Annotated in this window: 16 protein-coding genes and 1 tRNA gene; 9 read left to right on the forward strand and 8 right to left on the reverse strand. The window is 66.0% G+C overall.

All coding sequences use genetic code 11. The features are described 5' to 3' along the window. The first annotated feature begins 30 nt into the window (after window positions 1–30). Window positions 31–846: a TIGR03620 family F420-dependent LLM class oxidoreductase gene (locus ACXC9Q_RS29455; RefSeq protein ID WP_457059878.1), complete on the forward strand. Its 816-nt coding sequence runs from the start codon at window positions 31–33 to the stop codon at window positions 844–846. Here ACXC9Q_RS29455 and ACXC9Q_RS29460 read toward each other — a convergent pair. Together ACXC9Q_RS29460 and ACXC9Q_RS29465 are read right to left on the reverse strand one after the other, a co-directional pair. Continuing rightward, window positions 823–1,809 (reverse strand): GNAT family N-acetyltransferase, encoded by a 987-nt coding sequence (locus ACXC9Q_RS29460; protein WP_457059879.1) that lies wholly within the window; start codon window positions 1,807–1,809, stop codon window positions 823–825. The genes ACXC9Q_RS29455 and ACXC9Q_RS29460 overlap by 24 nt on opposite strands. After that, entirely contained in the window at window positions 1,806–2,432 is a 627-nt protein-coding gene (locus tag ACXC9Q_RS29465) for a CatB-related O-acetyltransferase (RefSeq protein ID WP_457059880.1), read from the reverse strand. The genes ACXC9Q_RS29460 and ACXC9Q_RS29465 overlap by 4 nt, the downstream gene beginning before the upstream one ends. Before the next feature lie 80 nt (window positions 2,433–2,512). Between ACXC9Q_RS29465 and ACXC9Q_RS29470 the strand changes: the two genes are divergently transcribed. Then, window positions 2,513–2,600: transfer RNA gene (locus ACXC9Q_RS29470), tRNA-Ser, on the forward strand. Window positions 2,601–2,869: 269 nt separating this feature from the next. Next, the gene (locus ACXC9Q_RS29475) at window positions 2,870–3,433 is read left to right on the forward strand and encodes a GNAT family N-acetyltransferase (RefSeq protein WP_457059881.1); all 564 of its coding nucleotides are present in this window, start codon (window positions 2,870–2,872) and stop codon (window positions 3,431–3,433) included. 519 nt (window positions 3,434–3,952) lie between these two features. On the opposite strand, the gene ACXC9Q_RS29480 is transcribed toward ACXC9Q_RS29475, so the two are convergent. Both ACXC9Q_RS29480 and ACXC9Q_RS29485 read right to left on the reverse strand, forming a co-directional pair. Beyond that, window positions 3,953–4,213: a hypothetical protein gene (locus ACXC9Q_RS29480; RefSeq protein WP_457059882.1), complete on the reverse strand. Its 261-nt coding sequence runs from the start codon at window positions 4,211–4,213 to the stop codon at window positions 3,953–3,955. Window positions 4,214–4,765: 552 nt separating this feature from the next. After that, the gene (locus ACXC9Q_RS29485) at window positions 4,766–4,978 is read right to left on the reverse strand and encodes a hypothetical protein (protein ID WP_457059883.1); all 213 of its coding nucleotides are present in this window, start codon (window positions 4,976–4,978) and stop codon (window positions 4,766–4,768) included. A 536-nt stretch (window positions 4,979–5,514) separates the two neighbouring features. On the opposite strand from ACXC9Q_RS29485, the gene ACXC9Q_RS29490 reads away from it, so the two are divergent. The 3 genes from ACXC9Q_RS29490 (at window position 5,515) to ACXC9Q_RS29500 (ending at window position 7,700) form a co-directional block, all read left to right on the forward strand. Continuing rightward, window positions 5,515–6,000, forward strand: a complete 486-nt coding sequence (locus ACXC9Q_RS29490) for a hypothetical protein (protein ID WP_457059884.1) — start codon at window positions 5,515–5,517, stop codon at window positions 5,998–6,000. A gap of 68 nt (window positions 6,001–6,068) precedes the next feature. After that, a complete protein-coding gene (locus ACXC9Q_RS29495) occupies window positions 6,069–7,355 on the forward strand; it encodes a low temperature requirement protein A (RefSeq protein ID WP_457059885.1) in 1,287 nt (428 codons plus the stop codon). Window positions 7,356–7,358: 3 nt separating this feature from the next. After that, complete coding sequence (locus ACXC9Q_RS29500; protein ID WP_457059886.1) at window positions 7,359–7,700, forward strand: hypothetical protein; 342 nt, start codon at window positions 7,359–7,361, stop codon at window positions 7,698–7,700. A gap of 115 nt (window positions 7,701–7,815) precedes the next feature. Here the strand turns inward: ACXC9Q_RS29500 and ACXC9Q_RS29505 are convergent, their stop codons facing one another. Both ACXC9Q_RS29505 and ACXC9Q_RS29510 read right to left on the reverse strand, forming a co-directional pair. Then, on the reverse strand, window positions 7,816–8,904 hold the full coding sequence (locus ACXC9Q_RS29505) for a CU044_5270 family protein (protein WP_457059887.1): 1,089 nt from the start codon (window positions 8,902–8,904) through the stop codon (window positions 7,816–7,818). Beyond that, window positions 8,901–9,527, reverse strand: a complete 627-nt coding sequence (locus ACXC9Q_RS29510; RefSeq protein WP_457059888.1) for an RNA polymerase sigma factor — start codon at window positions 9,525–9,527, stop codon at window positions 8,901–8,903. The genes ACXC9Q_RS29505 and ACXC9Q_RS29510 overlap by 4 nt, the downstream gene beginning before the upstream one ends. A 179-nt stretch (window positions 9,528–9,706) precedes the next feature. On the opposite strand from ACXC9Q_RS29510, the gene ACXC9Q_RS29515 reads away from it, so the two are divergent. Then, entirely contained in the window at window positions 9,707–10,879 is a 1,173-nt protein-coding gene (locus ACXC9Q_RS29515; RefSeq protein ID WP_457059889.1) for an NAD(P)/FAD-dependent oxidoreductase, read from the forward strand. Beyond that, on the forward strand, window positions 10,876–11,772 hold the full coding sequence (locus tag ACXC9Q_RS29520; protein WP_457059890.1) for an RNA polymerase sigma-70 factor: 897 nt from the start codon (window positions 10,876–10,878) through the stop codon (window positions 11,770–11,772). Before ACXC9Q_RS29515 ends, ACXC9Q_RS29520 begins: the two co-directional genes overlap by 4 nt. A gap of 79 nt (window positions 11,773–11,851) precedes the next feature. Here ACXC9Q_RS29520 and ACXC9Q_RS29525 read toward each other — a convergent pair whose 3' ends face one another. Beyond that, window positions 11,852–12,169 carry a hypothetical protein gene (locus ACXC9Q_RS29525; protein ID WP_457059891.1) on the reverse strand — a complete coding sequence of 106 codons (318 nt, stop codon included), beginning with the start codon at window positions 12,167–12,169 and terminating at the stop codon, window positions 11,852–11,854. A gap of 126 nt (window positions 12,170–12,295) precedes the next feature. Between ACXC9Q_RS29525 and ACXC9Q_RS29530 the strand changes: the two genes are divergently transcribed. Continuing rightward, window positions 12,296–12,592: a helix-turn-helix transcriptional regulator gene (locus ACXC9Q_RS29530; RefSeq protein WP_328525264.1), complete on the forward strand. Its 297-nt coding sequence runs from the start codon at window positions 12,296–12,298 to the stop codon at window positions 12,590–12,592. 37 nt (window positions 12,593–12,629) lie between these two features. Here ACXC9Q_RS29530 and ACXC9Q_RS29535 read toward each other — a convergent pair whose 3' ends face one another. Next, the gene (locus tag ACXC9Q_RS29535; protein ID WP_405070551.1) at window positions 12,630–13,499 is read right to left on the reverse strand and encodes a class I SAM-dependent methyltransferase; all 870 of its coding nucleotides are present in this window, start codon (window positions 13,497–13,499) and stop codon (window positions 12,630–12,632) included. Window positions 13,500–13,509 lie beyond the last annotated feature (10 nt).

Consider the following 13,509-nt stretch of genomic DNA (forward strand, 5'->3'; position numbering starts at 1 on the left):
CGAAATCCCGCCCCGGACTACTCTGGTTGCGTGACGGATCATCAATTCGGCCCGTTCGGGATCGCGACGGGTCTGGACAGCAGCGAGCAGTCGATCGAGGCCGCGCGGGCGGCCGAGGCGCTCGGGTATCCCGCGATCTGGCTGTCCGGCGGCCCGCTGCCGGGACTCCAGACCATCGTCGATCTGGTCGGCGCGACCACCTCGATCAAATTCGTCAGCGGCATCCTCGCCGTCGTGAGATACAGCGCGGCCGACGTCAGTACGACGTACGCCGCTCTGGAAGCGTCCGCACCGGGCCGGTTCACGGTCGGACTGGGCGGCGCGCACGGCCCCAAGCCGCTCGCCACGCTCAACGCCTACTTGGACGAGGTCGACGTACCAGTGGAGCGGCGTGTGCTCGCGGCGCTCGGTCCGCGGATGCTGGAGCTGGCCCGGGACCGGTCCGCCGGTGCGTACCCGTTCCTGATCAGTGCTGCGTACGCCGCTGAGGCACGCAAGGTACTCGGCCCGGACAAGCTGCTCTCGGTCAGCCACCTCGTCGTACTGGAGGCAGACGCGGACCGGGCCCGGGCGATCGCACGGGACACCATCGGCTTCTTCCCACGGATCCCCGGGTACGCCGCCTCCCTCGAGCGACAGGGGTTCAGTGCGAAGGACCAGGCTGAGCTCCCGGATCACATGGTCGACGCACTGGCCGCATGGGGTACGCCGGCCGACATCAAGTCCAAGCTGACCGAGCATCTGGACGCCGGAGTCGACCACGTCGCGGTCAACGTGATCACAGGTGTCACCGGTCCCCAGCCGGTCGAGCAGTGGAGATCGCTAGCGCCCACGCTGCTTGCGTAGCAGCGCCGGGATCCAGTGGTCGCCGTACCGGCTTTGGAGCTCCGGCTGCTTCCAGTCCTCACCCGTGATGACGCCTCGGCACAGCGGTGAGCCACAGGTGCAGTGCAGCTCGTAGTCCACACCGGTAGAGGTCCCGTAGTCGCTCGTCACCTCGTCGCCCACCGCGATGTCCCGGCGGGCCTCGAGCGTGACGGCGTCGATCCACCACATGTTCGGGTCGCAACTGTGGTTGCCATAAGCAATCACAGGGCGGGGATCGTTGCTCAGCACAAGGTGTTCGTCCTCGTCGATCGTGATCGTGTCGACGGGCGGACGCTTCAGGAGTTCGCGGAGCTCCGCCGTGTTGACCCGGCGGCCGGACAGTTGGCCGACGACTTCGCCCTTCGCGATCGGCTGCGTCGCGAACAGGCCCTTGCCCGCGACGGGCGACTCCCGCACCTCCAGCGAGGGATGCGCCCAGGTCAGCTGCTTCTCGTAGAGGCGTGCGGTCGACTCCAGCTTGTCGTAGCGATACGGCCGCTCCTCACCTGTGGCCGTAAACCCCTGCCGCAGCCAGAACCCGGTCGCGATCCGGGCGTTCGTGTCCACGATCGCCAGCCGGATCGTCCGCACCTCGGGCCACGAGGTCTCGACGTACCGCTGGACTTCTTCGTACGTCGCTCTGCCGAACCCGCTGCCCTGGTGGTTCCAGTGAACTTGGAGCAGGCCGATGAAGGCCGTGTGGTCGTTCGGAAAGCCCCTGAGCAGATCGACGACGGCAACCAACCGGTTGGTGACAAACGCGCCGAGAACGACCTTCGCCTCCTCGGGCAGGCCCTCCGGTCGCATCATCAACAGGCTCTGCGCGTCCGCGGGCCCGGGCGGATAGCCCGTGATCCGCTCGGTGTAACCGGGGTCGGACTCGATCAACTCCTGCAACGCATCCACGTCGCCCGGCGCGATCGGGCGCAGTACAAGGCTCATTTCTCCAGTTCCTCGATAGTGCCGGCCATGATCGCCCGGACGTTGGCTGTGACCCGGTCCGCCGGCCAGTCCCACCAGGCGATCCGGAGCAGCCGGGCAACGTCGTCGTCGGAGAACCGCCGGCGGATCAGCTTGGCCGGATTCCCACCAACGATCCCGTACGGCGGTACGTCGTCGACCACCACCGCACCAGACGCGACGATCACACCGTCCCCGATCGTCACGCCGGGCATCACCAGGCTGCGGTATCCGAACCACACGTCGTTCCCGACCACGGTGTCGCCGCGGCCCGGCAGTCCGGTGATCAGATCGAAGTGCTCCGCCCACGCGCCACCCATGATCGGGAACGGGAACGTCGACGGCCCGTCCATCCGGTGGTTCGCACCGTTCATGACGAACGTGGTGCCCTCGCCGAGTGCGCAGTACTTGCCGATGCGCAGCCGCTCCGGACCGTAGTGGTAGAGCACGTTGTTCGTCTCGAAGGCGGTGGGGTCACCCGGGTCGTCGTAGTACGAGTAGTCGCCCACCTCGATCAGCGGCGACGTCACCACCGCTTTCAGCAGCACCACGCGGTCTGTGGCGGGCATCGGGTGTACGACGTTCGGATCCGGTGCACCGTGCATACCGCGACCCTAGATGAGCAGGCTGACCACCAGCAGCCCGATTTCACCTTCCTGTGCACCCTCGCGTATTCTCTGCGCTTGGAGGATTCGCCTAGAGGCCTAGGGCGCACGCTTGGAAAGCGTGTTGGGGGCAACCCCTCACGAGTTCGAATCTCGTATCCTCCGCCACTCCCCGCGAGGCACAAACCCGCAGGTCAGAGCGCGGTTTCGGTCCTTCGGGAGAACGACAACAGCCGGGGCGGCTCACAATCTGGGAGCCGCCCCGGAGTCGTTCCGTCTCAGTTTCCGTCTCAGTTGTTCCTACGCGGGGACTAGTGCACCGCCCGGGCCGTCGCCAGGGTCTCGGTCCTCTTGACCGGGCTCATCGCTTCCCGGGACCGCCTACAGCAGCCGTAAACGAGTTGCGAAGCGGGCCCTGAGACTAGAACCCTGCCGACGTGCAGACAAACATCGAACTCCGCGAGTGGGCCGACGAACATCTGCCGGAGGTTCTCAAGGCGCAGGTACTGTCGTTCCTGCGCATCATCTGGCCGGAGGGATTCACCGGACCGAACCGGTTCCGTGACTGGACCTCTCATCCTGACATGAGGCCTCACCACCTGCTGTACGCGGCTGGTTCCCAGCTCGTGAGCCACCTTGAGATCATCACTACGACCGTCTCAGTTGGCGGAGAGCACTACGTCGTGCAGAGCCCGACAGCGGTGATGACATTCCCTGCCTTTCGAGGTGAGGGCTGGGCCGGACGGCTGGTTGCCGCTGCGGTTGCCCGCATCGACGCCGGCCAAGCAGATGTGGGGGTCCTGACTTGTGGCCCGCACCTTGTCGAGTTCTACAGTCGGGCCGGCTGGGAGCTTGCCCCCGGTGCGACGATCCTGGCCGGAGCGGATGGGAGCACCTGGGTCTCCGATGACCTCCTCCTGACACGATCGGTCGGTCCTCGCAGCGCCGCATTCAGAGCCTCCCTGCGCAAGCATCCAATGCGCGTAGCCGACGAGTGGTAACCGAGCCATCAGCTGAAAGCCGAGGTCGACCGGTCCTGGCCTGTCGTGCAATTCGCGTGCAATTAGGCCAGGTCAACACCGGTCATGGGCGGTCTGTCAGGAGTAGCCGCCACGCGAGACACGAGCCGCGACCAGGGGCCACCGGCCCAGGCGCAGTGAACGTGCAGACGGCGTACCTGGACACGGCTGCGCGGACTTGGAAAGCGTGTTGGGGGCAACCCTCACGAGTTCGAATCTCGTATCCTCCGCCACTCCCCCGGAGTCAAGAAACCGCAGGTCAGACGGCGGTTTCAGGCCCCAGAGGGACGAACAGAACGAAGGGTCTCAACGACCCCTTCCAGCCGACTGCTGCGCCCCGCTCGATCCGTTCGGCCGTGTGCCGAGCATCGTGAAGACGGCCGTTCCGGATGCCAGCGGCGACCAGTAGTGACTTCCAGTCGCGGAAGCGGGAGGCCGCCGAGATCGCGAGTGTTGCGGCAATGCGGCCAGGTGAGGGGCGTCGGCATGGGAGATCTTCGCCTACGGAGCCGAGCGTCGCCGCAGCACGATGACGCGGGTGATCGTCGTGATGGTGGCAATGACGACGGCGCCGGCGAGGCCGTAGGGGACAGACTGCATCGAGTTGTACCACTCGGCGTCCGGTTCACCGTCGCAGTAGCAGGGGGTCGCGTCGTCAACGATGCGCCAGGTGACGATGCCGCCGATGAGTCCCATGATCGGTACGACGAGGCACCCGAACATCCATCCGAAACCGGCGTCACCTCTTGAACCGTTGGCCACAATCGGAAGGTAACGCGGCCGCGGGGTCAGGACGAAGAGTATGAACGCCTCGGTACAAACGCACCGAGTTCACGCATGTCAGGCGGCGGTTGCCTCCGCCAACTGTTCGGAGGTGGGTTGGAGTTGGGCCGGCCAGGGTGAGGAGGACGTTGGCTACGGAGAAGGGGCCTGACGCCGGCCGGTGGCCCGGCGGCTGGCACTGAACCCCCGCCGACGGCGATCAACTCCTACCGCCAACCGCTCTTTGGGTCCCCTTCGCCATCCGGCTGCGCCTCGCGGGCGAACTACCGTGGGCGGCCCCCCAACGGCGCCCTTCCCTTTGCATCAAAGCCGGTGCAATGTCCTCAATCGGTCGAGCGGCGACGCCCAGAACTAACTGTTCACGGGAATTCGCGGACGCACCGACGAGTCGGGCGAGTGTTGCCATGAGCACCGATCCTTGCCGCCCGGCATGACTTACGCCGCTGCCATCTCATCGCCCAGGAGCCGTAAACTCGGTGCTGCGCCGTTCATCCCGAAGCTACCGACGACCAGGTCGACACCCTCATCCCTCTACTTCGGTACACCGTCGCTGATCGAGAGCCACTGACTCCAAGCCGAGCAAGTGGTGTATCCGCCGCCCGCGCTCAGATCCTTCTCGCAGACCATGATCCGGATGTATCCGGTCTCAGCCATGTCGTAGTTGCAGGCCGTCTCACCGTTCTGGGCACCGTTCGAGTCCACGCACGCACCGGAGCGGCCGTAGTCGGTCTCCCAGCGCGTCACCGCACTCTTGCCGTCGAACCTCCAGTCGAGGGTGCCGACCCAATCGCCGTCACTTTTGGAAGTTTCCCTCGTCTCCGGCGGAGTTCTCTACCTCCCCTGGCCAGCTCGGCCACTCCACCGCGTGCGCCGGCGAAGCCACGAACGCCGCGATACCGACAGCTCCGACGAGAACACCTGCCATCTTCTTCATTCCTACTTACCTCCACAGTCGATTGGGAGAATGTTACGAGAGGAATCTAAAGTCGGCCAATCAATTACCAGAGAGTCGAACGGAACACGGGCCGGCAGGTGAACAGTCGCGACTCCCACTCCCCCGGAGTAAGGAACCGCAGGTCAGAGGGTGGTTTCGGGCTCTACAGGGATGAGCAGGGAAGAAGGCCGGTCGCATCCGCGATCGGCCTTCTTTCGTTCAGGGTCTCAACCAGGATCCGGGACGGGCTCACCAACGACGGCCGGTGGGTGTCCTGTCAACCTGGAGCCATACCTGCGAGCCTGGGACCGCTACAGCTGATCAACCTCGAGCGCCAGGAGGAGCGATGTCCGAGGAAAAGATGGAGCGCGCGGTTCAGCAGGCGCTGGCTCGCGAGGGGATCGCCGATGAGGTGATCGCCGCAGGCCAGTTCAACCCCCGCGGCCAGACCGGCTCGCTCTTCGCCGGCGGTTTGGCGGGCGGCAGCTTGGGCGAGGTCGGCGGCTCGGTAGGTGAAGCCGTCGGTGAGGCCGCGGGCGTGATCGGCGGCATGCGCGCGAACGCGGCCGCCCACGGGATGCCCGAGTTCATGTTGGTCGGAGTGACTGCCGACGGGGTTTACGGCTTCGACGGCCGCTCGCGCAGCAAGGAGCCCGGCGCGATGGTCTTCAAGGTCGCGAGGGCGGGGCTGGAGGTGAAGGTCCACCAGCGAGTGAACGTCAGGGTGCTCGAGCTGATCCATCCCGAGAGCGAGTCGCGGATCGAGCTCGAGGGCAGCAGGATACCGCTGACCCATTCCAAGGACGTGATCGAAGCGCTCTCCGAGGGCTAGCTCGCAGCGAGCCCGGGGGCGCGTAGCTTGAGCTTCTGCTCCGCGCGGTGCGTAATTAGAGTGTTCTCGTGAGTCTGTTGTCGAACGGACAGTACAGGCACGGCCTCAGGTCGATGGTTGGGCGCGATGCCGGCGAGAGTGGACGGGCGGCAACTCCACTCGAGTTGCTCTACGACCTCACATTCGTCGCAGCTTTCGGTGTCGCTGCCAGCGAGCTTGCCCACGGTGTCAGCGGAGGCCACTCTGCCGCCGCGACCGTGAGCTTCGTCATTGCGATGACGACCACGGTGTGGGCGTGGACGAACTTCACCTGGTTCGCATCCGCCTTCGACAACGACGACTGGCTCTTTCGAGTTCTCACCATGATCCAGATGGCCGGAGTCCTGGTCCTGGCCATCGGATTGCCACCACTCTTCGCGTCGATCGAGAGCTCCGGACATGTCGACATTGGAGTCGTGGTCGTCGGGTACGTCGTCATTCGGGTGGCCGTCGCGCTCCAGTGGGTACGCGCCGCGCACGATGACTCACAATACCGGCGACCGGCCTTTATCTATGGTGTGGTTGTAGGCCTCGCGCAGCTCGGGTGGATACTGCTCGCGCTGAGTCATTTCACTGTGGTCCCTGCACTCGTGGTTATCGGTGTCCTCTTCACCATCGAATCGCTGGGTCCTGTCGTCGCCGAGGCAAGGGGCAGGTCGAACGGGGGTGTGACGCCATGGAATCCCCATCACTTGGCTGAGCGATATGCGCTCCTCACGATCATCGCCCTCGGTGAGACGGTTTTGGGGACTCTGTCCGCTGCGACGCAGATCTCGGCGCTCCACGGATGGACGTTCGATGCTGTGGTCGTCATTGCTGCCGGCGTCGCGATGTCCTTCGCACTGTGGTGGGTCTACTTCCTGGTGCCGCACGGACTCGCCCTCCGCGCTCGCCGCAAGAAGGTGGTGCCCTGGGCGTACGGACACATTGTCCTATTCATTGGCGTGGCGGCGACAGGCGCAGGCCTCCATGTCGTCGGCGGCGTCTATGATCCTGATCATCCCGTCCAGGTGCAGACGGCAGTAGTTGCCATCGCCGGCCCCGTGCTGTTCTTCATGCTCACCCTTTACCTCCTGCATGCGTGGCTCATCTCCTCACTTCCACGCAACGTCCTACTTCACTTGGCCGTACTGATCATCCCGATCATCGCGATCGTCCTTGCGTCTGTCGGGTTGCCGCTGTGGGTGTGCCTTCTTCTCACCCTGGCCTGTCCCGTCACAGTGATCGTGACCTACGAATTGGGCGGATGGCGCGCCCTCGAGATGCAACTCGCTGGACTCTTGGCACCTCCAGCATCGTCCGAACGGAAGGCTTGAGCAGTGGTAGACGAAGAAGCAGCTCACGGCGACCTCACCGACAAGCTGGCGGCAGGAGTCAGCAAGCGCGGAATCACACTTGCCTACGGCGACAAGCAGACGATGGGTGGGGTCGATATCATTCCCGTTGCGTTCGTCAGCTACGGATTCGGTGGCACCCAGGGCTCGCCGAAACTCGGCGACGGGGGAGGGGGCGGTGGCGTCGCGATTCCGCTGGGCGCGTACGTCGGCGGCGCGGACGGCGTTCGCTTCCGGCCGAACACGATCGCTGTGCTTGCTCTCGCCATTCCGGTCATCAGCACTCTGGGATGGACTATCTCCAAGGTGATAAAGGCGGCGAAATGATCCACACTCCCCCGGGAGGCAAGAGCCGCTGGGCGGGGCTTCGGTCTTTGGGAGGATGACACGAAAGCCGGGGCGGCTTCCTTGTCTGGGAGCCGCCCCGGAGTCAGCTCGCCGGTCAGTGAACAGTGGGCCGGGTGGGGGTGATGCGTGTGCTGACGGAGGTCCAGGTGACGATGTCGCCGCGCTTCAGGGGCATCGGGTCACCGTCGCCGTTGAGTGGTGCCGTCATGGTGGCGACTTCGCGAAGCCCGAGGAACTGGCCGGTTCGGGAGTCGATGATCAGTTCCTTGCGGATGCCGAACTGCTCCACGAGGCTGATGGCGCGGCCGCTCCTACCATCGAGGTTCACCGCATCGGCCTGGAGTTGAATGCCGGGAATCTGACGCGCTGCCTGATACAGAGCGGCTCGAAGGTCGGCCGGCGCGATCCCCGAGGCCAGGATGGTGACCATGCTGTCGAACACCCTGGCGTTTGCCACCTTGGGATCCATGTGCGGGAAACGAAGCATGGGGTTCTGCTTGCGCAGCGCCGCCAGGAGCGCGTCCGGGTCCCGTGGCAGCCGGGCGAGATAGTCGCCGGACGGGCTGAGCAGGCTGGGTGTGCAGACGTTCCCCCTCCCCCGAGGGGCGATGGATCCGCCCTGCATTCCCACCCCGCAGGCATCGCGGGACTTGAGGGTCTCGGGCTTGATGTTCAAGGGGTCGGTCTTGTTCCAGAGCTTTCTGGCCGCCTCACTGGAGAATGTCTTCTTGGCGTTGAGCTCGAAAATGACGGTGTACGGCGGGTTCTGGTCAGCCGTGACCCACCAGTTGGTCACGTCGAGGCTGGTGCCATGGAACTTGTTGCCTGGCCCGAAGTTCCACGTGCGCTGGGTTCGTTGGGTGATCTGGCGATATTGACCGGGTGGGATCGGCGCGTCGCGGTTGGCGCTGGTGTGTGCGGCTGCGGTGGCCAGGAAGGTGCTGGCGTCAGCGATGGCGCCAGGTGTCGCCGTCCCGCCGTCCCGGGTGACCACATCGTTGACCAGGAAGCCGGCGGCCAGCGTCGCGGCCAACGCACCGGCAACCAGCACCCGGCGCCGGCTCGTGGAGCGGCGGCGGACAGGAGGCTGGATAACCAGACGCTGGCGGGCGCGGGCCAGTGCGACCGGAGTGGGCGGGGGTACGTCGTCGCGTACCCGCTTGAGCAGGTCGATCTCGTTCATGATGGGTTCTCCAGGAAGGCAGGGCCGAGAGCCGTACGCAGGGCTCGACGGGCTCGGTGCAGGCGGGACGCGACAGTCCCGACGGGGATGTCCAGGGCGTCGGCGATCTCGGGGTAGCTGAGGTCTTCCCAGGCGTAGAGCAGCAAGACGTCCCGCTCACTCTGCCGCAGGCCGGCCAGTACTCCGGCCAGCGCACGAGAGGCGGATTCTGCGTCGACCCGCGCGGCAACCTCCGCCGCGAGGATGTCCGCGCCGTCGAGGGATCCAGCGGGATCGGAGCGCGAGTACGCACGGTACTGGCGGACCTCGTCTCGCCGTCGGCGGCGGATCAGATTGGTAGCGATCCCGTAGAGCCAGGGCAGGGCGCCGGCCGAGGACTCGTGGTAGCGGTGCCTGCGTTCGAAGGCGATCAGGAACGTCTGACCGACCAGGTCGTCAGCCTCGCTGCTGCCGAGCCGACGGGCGACGTAGCGGTGGATCGCGACGGCATGCCGATCGAACAGCAGGGCGAAGTCCTGCGGTGCATCCTGACTGGACGAGATGAGTTCGGCATCCGGGTCCGTCGTCGGGCTCGGCGCCGGGGTCAGGGCAGGTCTCGGCGGCGGATGGTGTTCGGGTGGCACGCGTTCGAGGGCAAACGCTGCGGCTTGGGGTCGGTTCACAATGGCTTCTGCCCGATCGGCCGACAGCACTTCCCGCCCACCCAGAAACCATGCCAGGACCGCGACCGGCTCCCTCTCGTTCAAGGGGTGACGTGCGTCACGTCGTGTCAGGGGTTAAGGGTCGGCGGTGTCTTGGGGGCATGAGTGAACACAACACACAGCACAAGGTCGTCGTCATCGGTGGTGGGTATGCCGGGACGCTCGCGGCCAACCATCTGCGAATGCGCGACGGCGTTGACATCACCCTGGTCAACCCGCGACCGGACTTCGTCGAACGGGTGCGGCTGCACCAGTTCGTGGCCGGCACCGACGACGCCACGATCGACTACGGGACACTGCTCGGCGAGGGCATCCATCTCGTCGTCGACAGCGCCCGGCGGATCGACACCGCCGCCCGCGCAGTACAACTGGCGTCGGGCCGCACGCTGCCATACGACTACGTCATCTATGCGGTCGGCAGCACCGCGGCGATCCCGTCATCAGTGCCTGGCGCGGCCGAATTCGCTTACCCGATCGCCGAGTTCGAGGTTGCGCAGCGGCTGCGCGCCAGGCTGGACGAGTTGCCCGTCGACGCTCCGATCACCGTGGTTGGCGGTGGACTGACCGGCATCGAGACGGCTGCCGAGCTGGCCGAGCAAGGACGCAAGGTCACCCTGATGTGTGGCGGAACCCTGGTGCCGTCCTGGAGTTCTCTGGGTCGCCGGTACGCCGCCAAGTGGCTGTCCCGGCACGGTGTCACCGTGCGCGAAACTGAGGTGGTGACCGAGGTCCGGCCGGATGCGATCGTCGTTGCTGACGGTACGACCCGTTCGAGCGCACTGACCATCTGGGCGACCGGTTTCGGCGTACCGGAGTTGGCGGCCGCGAGCGGGCTGCGTACCGACTCGCTCGGCCGGCTCACCGACGAGACGCTGACCAGTGTTGACGACGACCGGGTGATCGCCGCCGGCGACGCCGCGGCACCGTCGGGCCAGCCGCTGCGGATGAGCTGCCAGGCCGCCGGACCGCTGGGAGCGCAGGCCGCCAACACCGTGCTGAGCCATATCGCGGGGACCGAACCGGCTGAGATCAACCAGGCCCTCACCGGGTCGTGCGTCAGCCTCGGCCGGCACGCCGCCATGCGACAGCTTGCCCGCAAGGACGACACCGTGGTGAACGTCTACATCGGTGGCCGACTCGGCGCCGCGATCAAGGAGAAGACTTGCAAGCTCGCGGTGTCGAGGATCCGTCGCGAGGCCCGCGAACCGGGCTCCTGGGCCTGGATCAAGGGCGGTCGGCAGCTGGAGCGGCCGCGGGTGGTCACGTCCCCATGACCACCGACGAGCATGCCGAGCGGTTCACTCTGTTGCGACCACTGCTGTTCACGATCGTCTACGAGATCCTCGGCTCCGCCACCGAATCCGACGACGTACTGCAGGACAGCTATCTGCGGTGGGCCGAGGTGGACCTCGCGACGGTGCGGGACACCAGGTCGTACCTCGCGCGGCTGGTGACCCGTCAGACGCTCAACACGTTGCGGGCGAGCACACGCCGGCGCGAGGACTACATCGGCCCCTGGCTGCCCGAACCGCTGCTGCTCGACGAGAACGATCCGTCGGCCGACGTGGTGCTCGCCGAGTCGGTGTCGATGGCGATGCTCGTACTGCTCGAAACACTCACCCCCGACGAGCGTGCGGTGTTCGTGCTGCGCGAGGTGTTCGGCTTCGAGTACGGCGAAGTCGCCGCCGCGGTGGGCAAATCCGTCGCGGCAGTCCACCAGGTCGCGCACCGCGCCCGCGAACACGTGCAGGCGCGACGCAGGCGATTCCAGCCCGTCGACACCGCGAAGACCGCACGGATCACCGAGCAGTTCATGACCGCGACGGCGACCGGTGACCTGGCGGGGCTGCTCGACCTGCTCGCGCCGGACGTCGTCTGGACCGCCGACAGCGGCGGCAAGGTCACCGCGTCACGCCGGCCGGTGGTGGGCGCGCGGAAGGTGGCCGCAGTTCTGATAGATCTCTTCCGCACCGGCAGGGAGAGGCCTGGCCTGCGGTTCCGGATAGCCAACTACAACAACGCGCCCGCGATGGTCGCCAACATCGGCGACCACCCCGAAGGCGTCCTGCTGATCGAGATCACCGGCGAGAGGATCACCAACCTGTACGTCATCCGCAACCCGGACAAGCTAGTCGCGATGACGGTCCCGCGTCAGATCAGCCGCTGAGGTGATCTGGCAGCACGAAGAGAACCGGTCCAGCCGCATCAGCGGCCGGACCGGTCTCGTGAGTCGTCGAACCTACGAACTAGTGCGCGACCGGCGCCGGCTCGCGGTGGCCGGTGTCGATGGCCAGATCGCCGACGTAGTTGATACGCAGGGTGAAGCGGTCGCGGCTGTTGGCCTTGACCCATTCCGCTGCCTTTGTGGCTGCGGTGTCGGCCTGCGCCCTGGTCTCCCAGGTGCTGATCGAGACGAAGGCCTTCTTGTCGACCTGAGCCACCCCGTAGGACACGAAGCCGTCGCTGCCCTTGAACAAGGGAACCATCTCGGCCTTCGCCTGGGTGACTACCTCGTCGAACGTGCCGGTCTTGATGTCGTAGAGAGCTACGCGCGTACAGCGCATGGTGTGCCTTCCTATCGTGGAGCGGCTTGCGTAGACCCACAAACCAGTTCCACCAACGAACCTACGCTTGTATTTCAATACTAGCAATAGAGTTCCTGGATTGAGGTTTCCGGTATAGTCAGCGCCATGGCTTGGGGCTTCCTGACGAATCACGCGCAGGCGCTGCTGTGCATTGCCGACGACCCGGGCGTCCGGCTGCGGGAGATCGCGACCACGGTCGGCATCACGGAGCGCGCCGCGTTCGGCATCGTCACCGATCTGGTGGAGGCCGGTTACGTGGTCAAGGACAAGAACGGCCGGCGCAATCGCTATGCAGTCCAGGTCGACAAACCCCTGCCGGGGGCTCTGCTGCGACAGCGAACGGTCGGCCAACTGGTGGCCCTCCTCGCCCGCACCGACCTGGAAACTCGCGACCACACCTGAGCACGGCCCGGCACTTCAGCGGATGCCGCGGGTTACCTCACTCGCCGTTGTAGGCGGCCAGGACACGCATGGAGCCACTGGTGACCCGGATCTTGCGGTCGCGAAGGAAACGGAGGCGTTCCACCGGCGGGACGAGCCGCGAGACCGGGTGGAGAAGCTCCCGGACGCGGCGGCTGACGAACGGCAGGGCGTAGTACTGATAGGCGCTGTCGACGGCGCGGACCGTGTAGCCGCTGCGGTTCAGCAGTGTGGTGATAGTTGCCGGGTCGTAGTAGCTGACGTGCTCGGGGATCTTGAACGACACCCAGCGCGATCCGGAGGCGCGGGCCAGCAGGCTCTTGATGTTCGGGGTGACCATGACCACCAGGCCACCGGGCCGGAGCAGGCGGCCGGCCTCGCGGAGGAACTCGGACGGCTCGGTCAGGTGCTCGATGAGGTGCGACCCGAAGATCACGTCGTACTTCTGGTCCTGGATCTCGGGCACCTCCTCGAGCAGACCGCAGAAGACGCGGCCGGGGTGGCGCGTCGCGGCCCACTTGACGGCCGCCGGGGAGAGATCGATGCCGTAGGCGTCAAAACCGGCATCGAGTGCACACTGCAGGAAGTAGCCGTACCCGCAGCCGACCTCGAGGATCCGCCCGCTGGGGACGAACTCACGGATCCGGCGCACGTCCTCGCGGAACGTCGCCAGGTACTCCTGCTCCTGGTCTTCGTACTCCGAGTACCCGGTCCCGGCGCCGCCCTCGAAGTACGAGTCCCCCTCGTACAGGGCGCGGAGCACGTCCGCGGTCGGCGTCGGCACCAGTTGCACGAGGCCGCACGACGGGCATTCCTCGATGCCGTAGCCGTCCTTCTCGCCGCGCGGGCGGAAGGCGCCGGTCTCGGCACACAGGATGCAAGTCGCCATGAACAGGCTC

It is taken from the genome of Kribbella sp. CWNU-51 (assembly GCF_054073265.1).

Coding starts and splice junctions, on each gene's coding strand:
- ACXC9Q_RS29515 (WP_457059889.1), top strand. CDS start 9,707: ATGAGTGAACACAACACACAGCACAAGGTCGTCGTCATCGGTGGTGGG.
- ACXC9Q_RS29520 (WP_457059890.1), top strand. CDS start 10,876: ATGACCACCGACGAGCATGCCGAGCGGTTCACTCTGTTGCGACCACTG.
- ACXC9Q_RS29490 (WP_457059884.1), top strand. CDS start 5,515: ATGTCCGAGGAAAAGATGGAGCGCGCGGTTCAGCAGGCGCTGGCTCGC.
- ACXC9Q_RS29530 (WP_328525264.1), top strand. CDS start 12,296: ATGGCTTGGGGCTTCCTGACGAATCACGCGCAGGCGCTGCTGTGCATT.
- ACXC9Q_RS29525 (WP_457059891.1), bottom strand. CDS start 12,169: ATGCGCTGTACGCGCGTAGCTCTCTACGACATCAAGACCGGCACGTTC.
- ACXC9Q_RS29460 (WP_457059879.1), bottom strand. CDS start 1,809: ATGAGCCTTGTACTGCGCCCGATCGCGCCGGGCGACGTGGATGCGTTG.
- ACXC9Q_RS29465 (WP_457059880.1), bottom strand. CDS start 2,432: ATGCACGGTGCACCGGATCCGAACGTCGTACACCCGATGCCCGCCACA.
- ACXC9Q_RS29505 (WP_457059887.1), bottom strand. CDS start 8,904: ATGAACGAGATCGACCTGCTCAAGCGGGTACGCGACGACGTACCCCCG.
- ACXC9Q_RS29535 (WP_405070551.1), bottom strand. CDS start 13,499: ATGGCGACTTGCATCCTGTGTGCCGAGACCGGCGCCTTCCGCCCGCGC.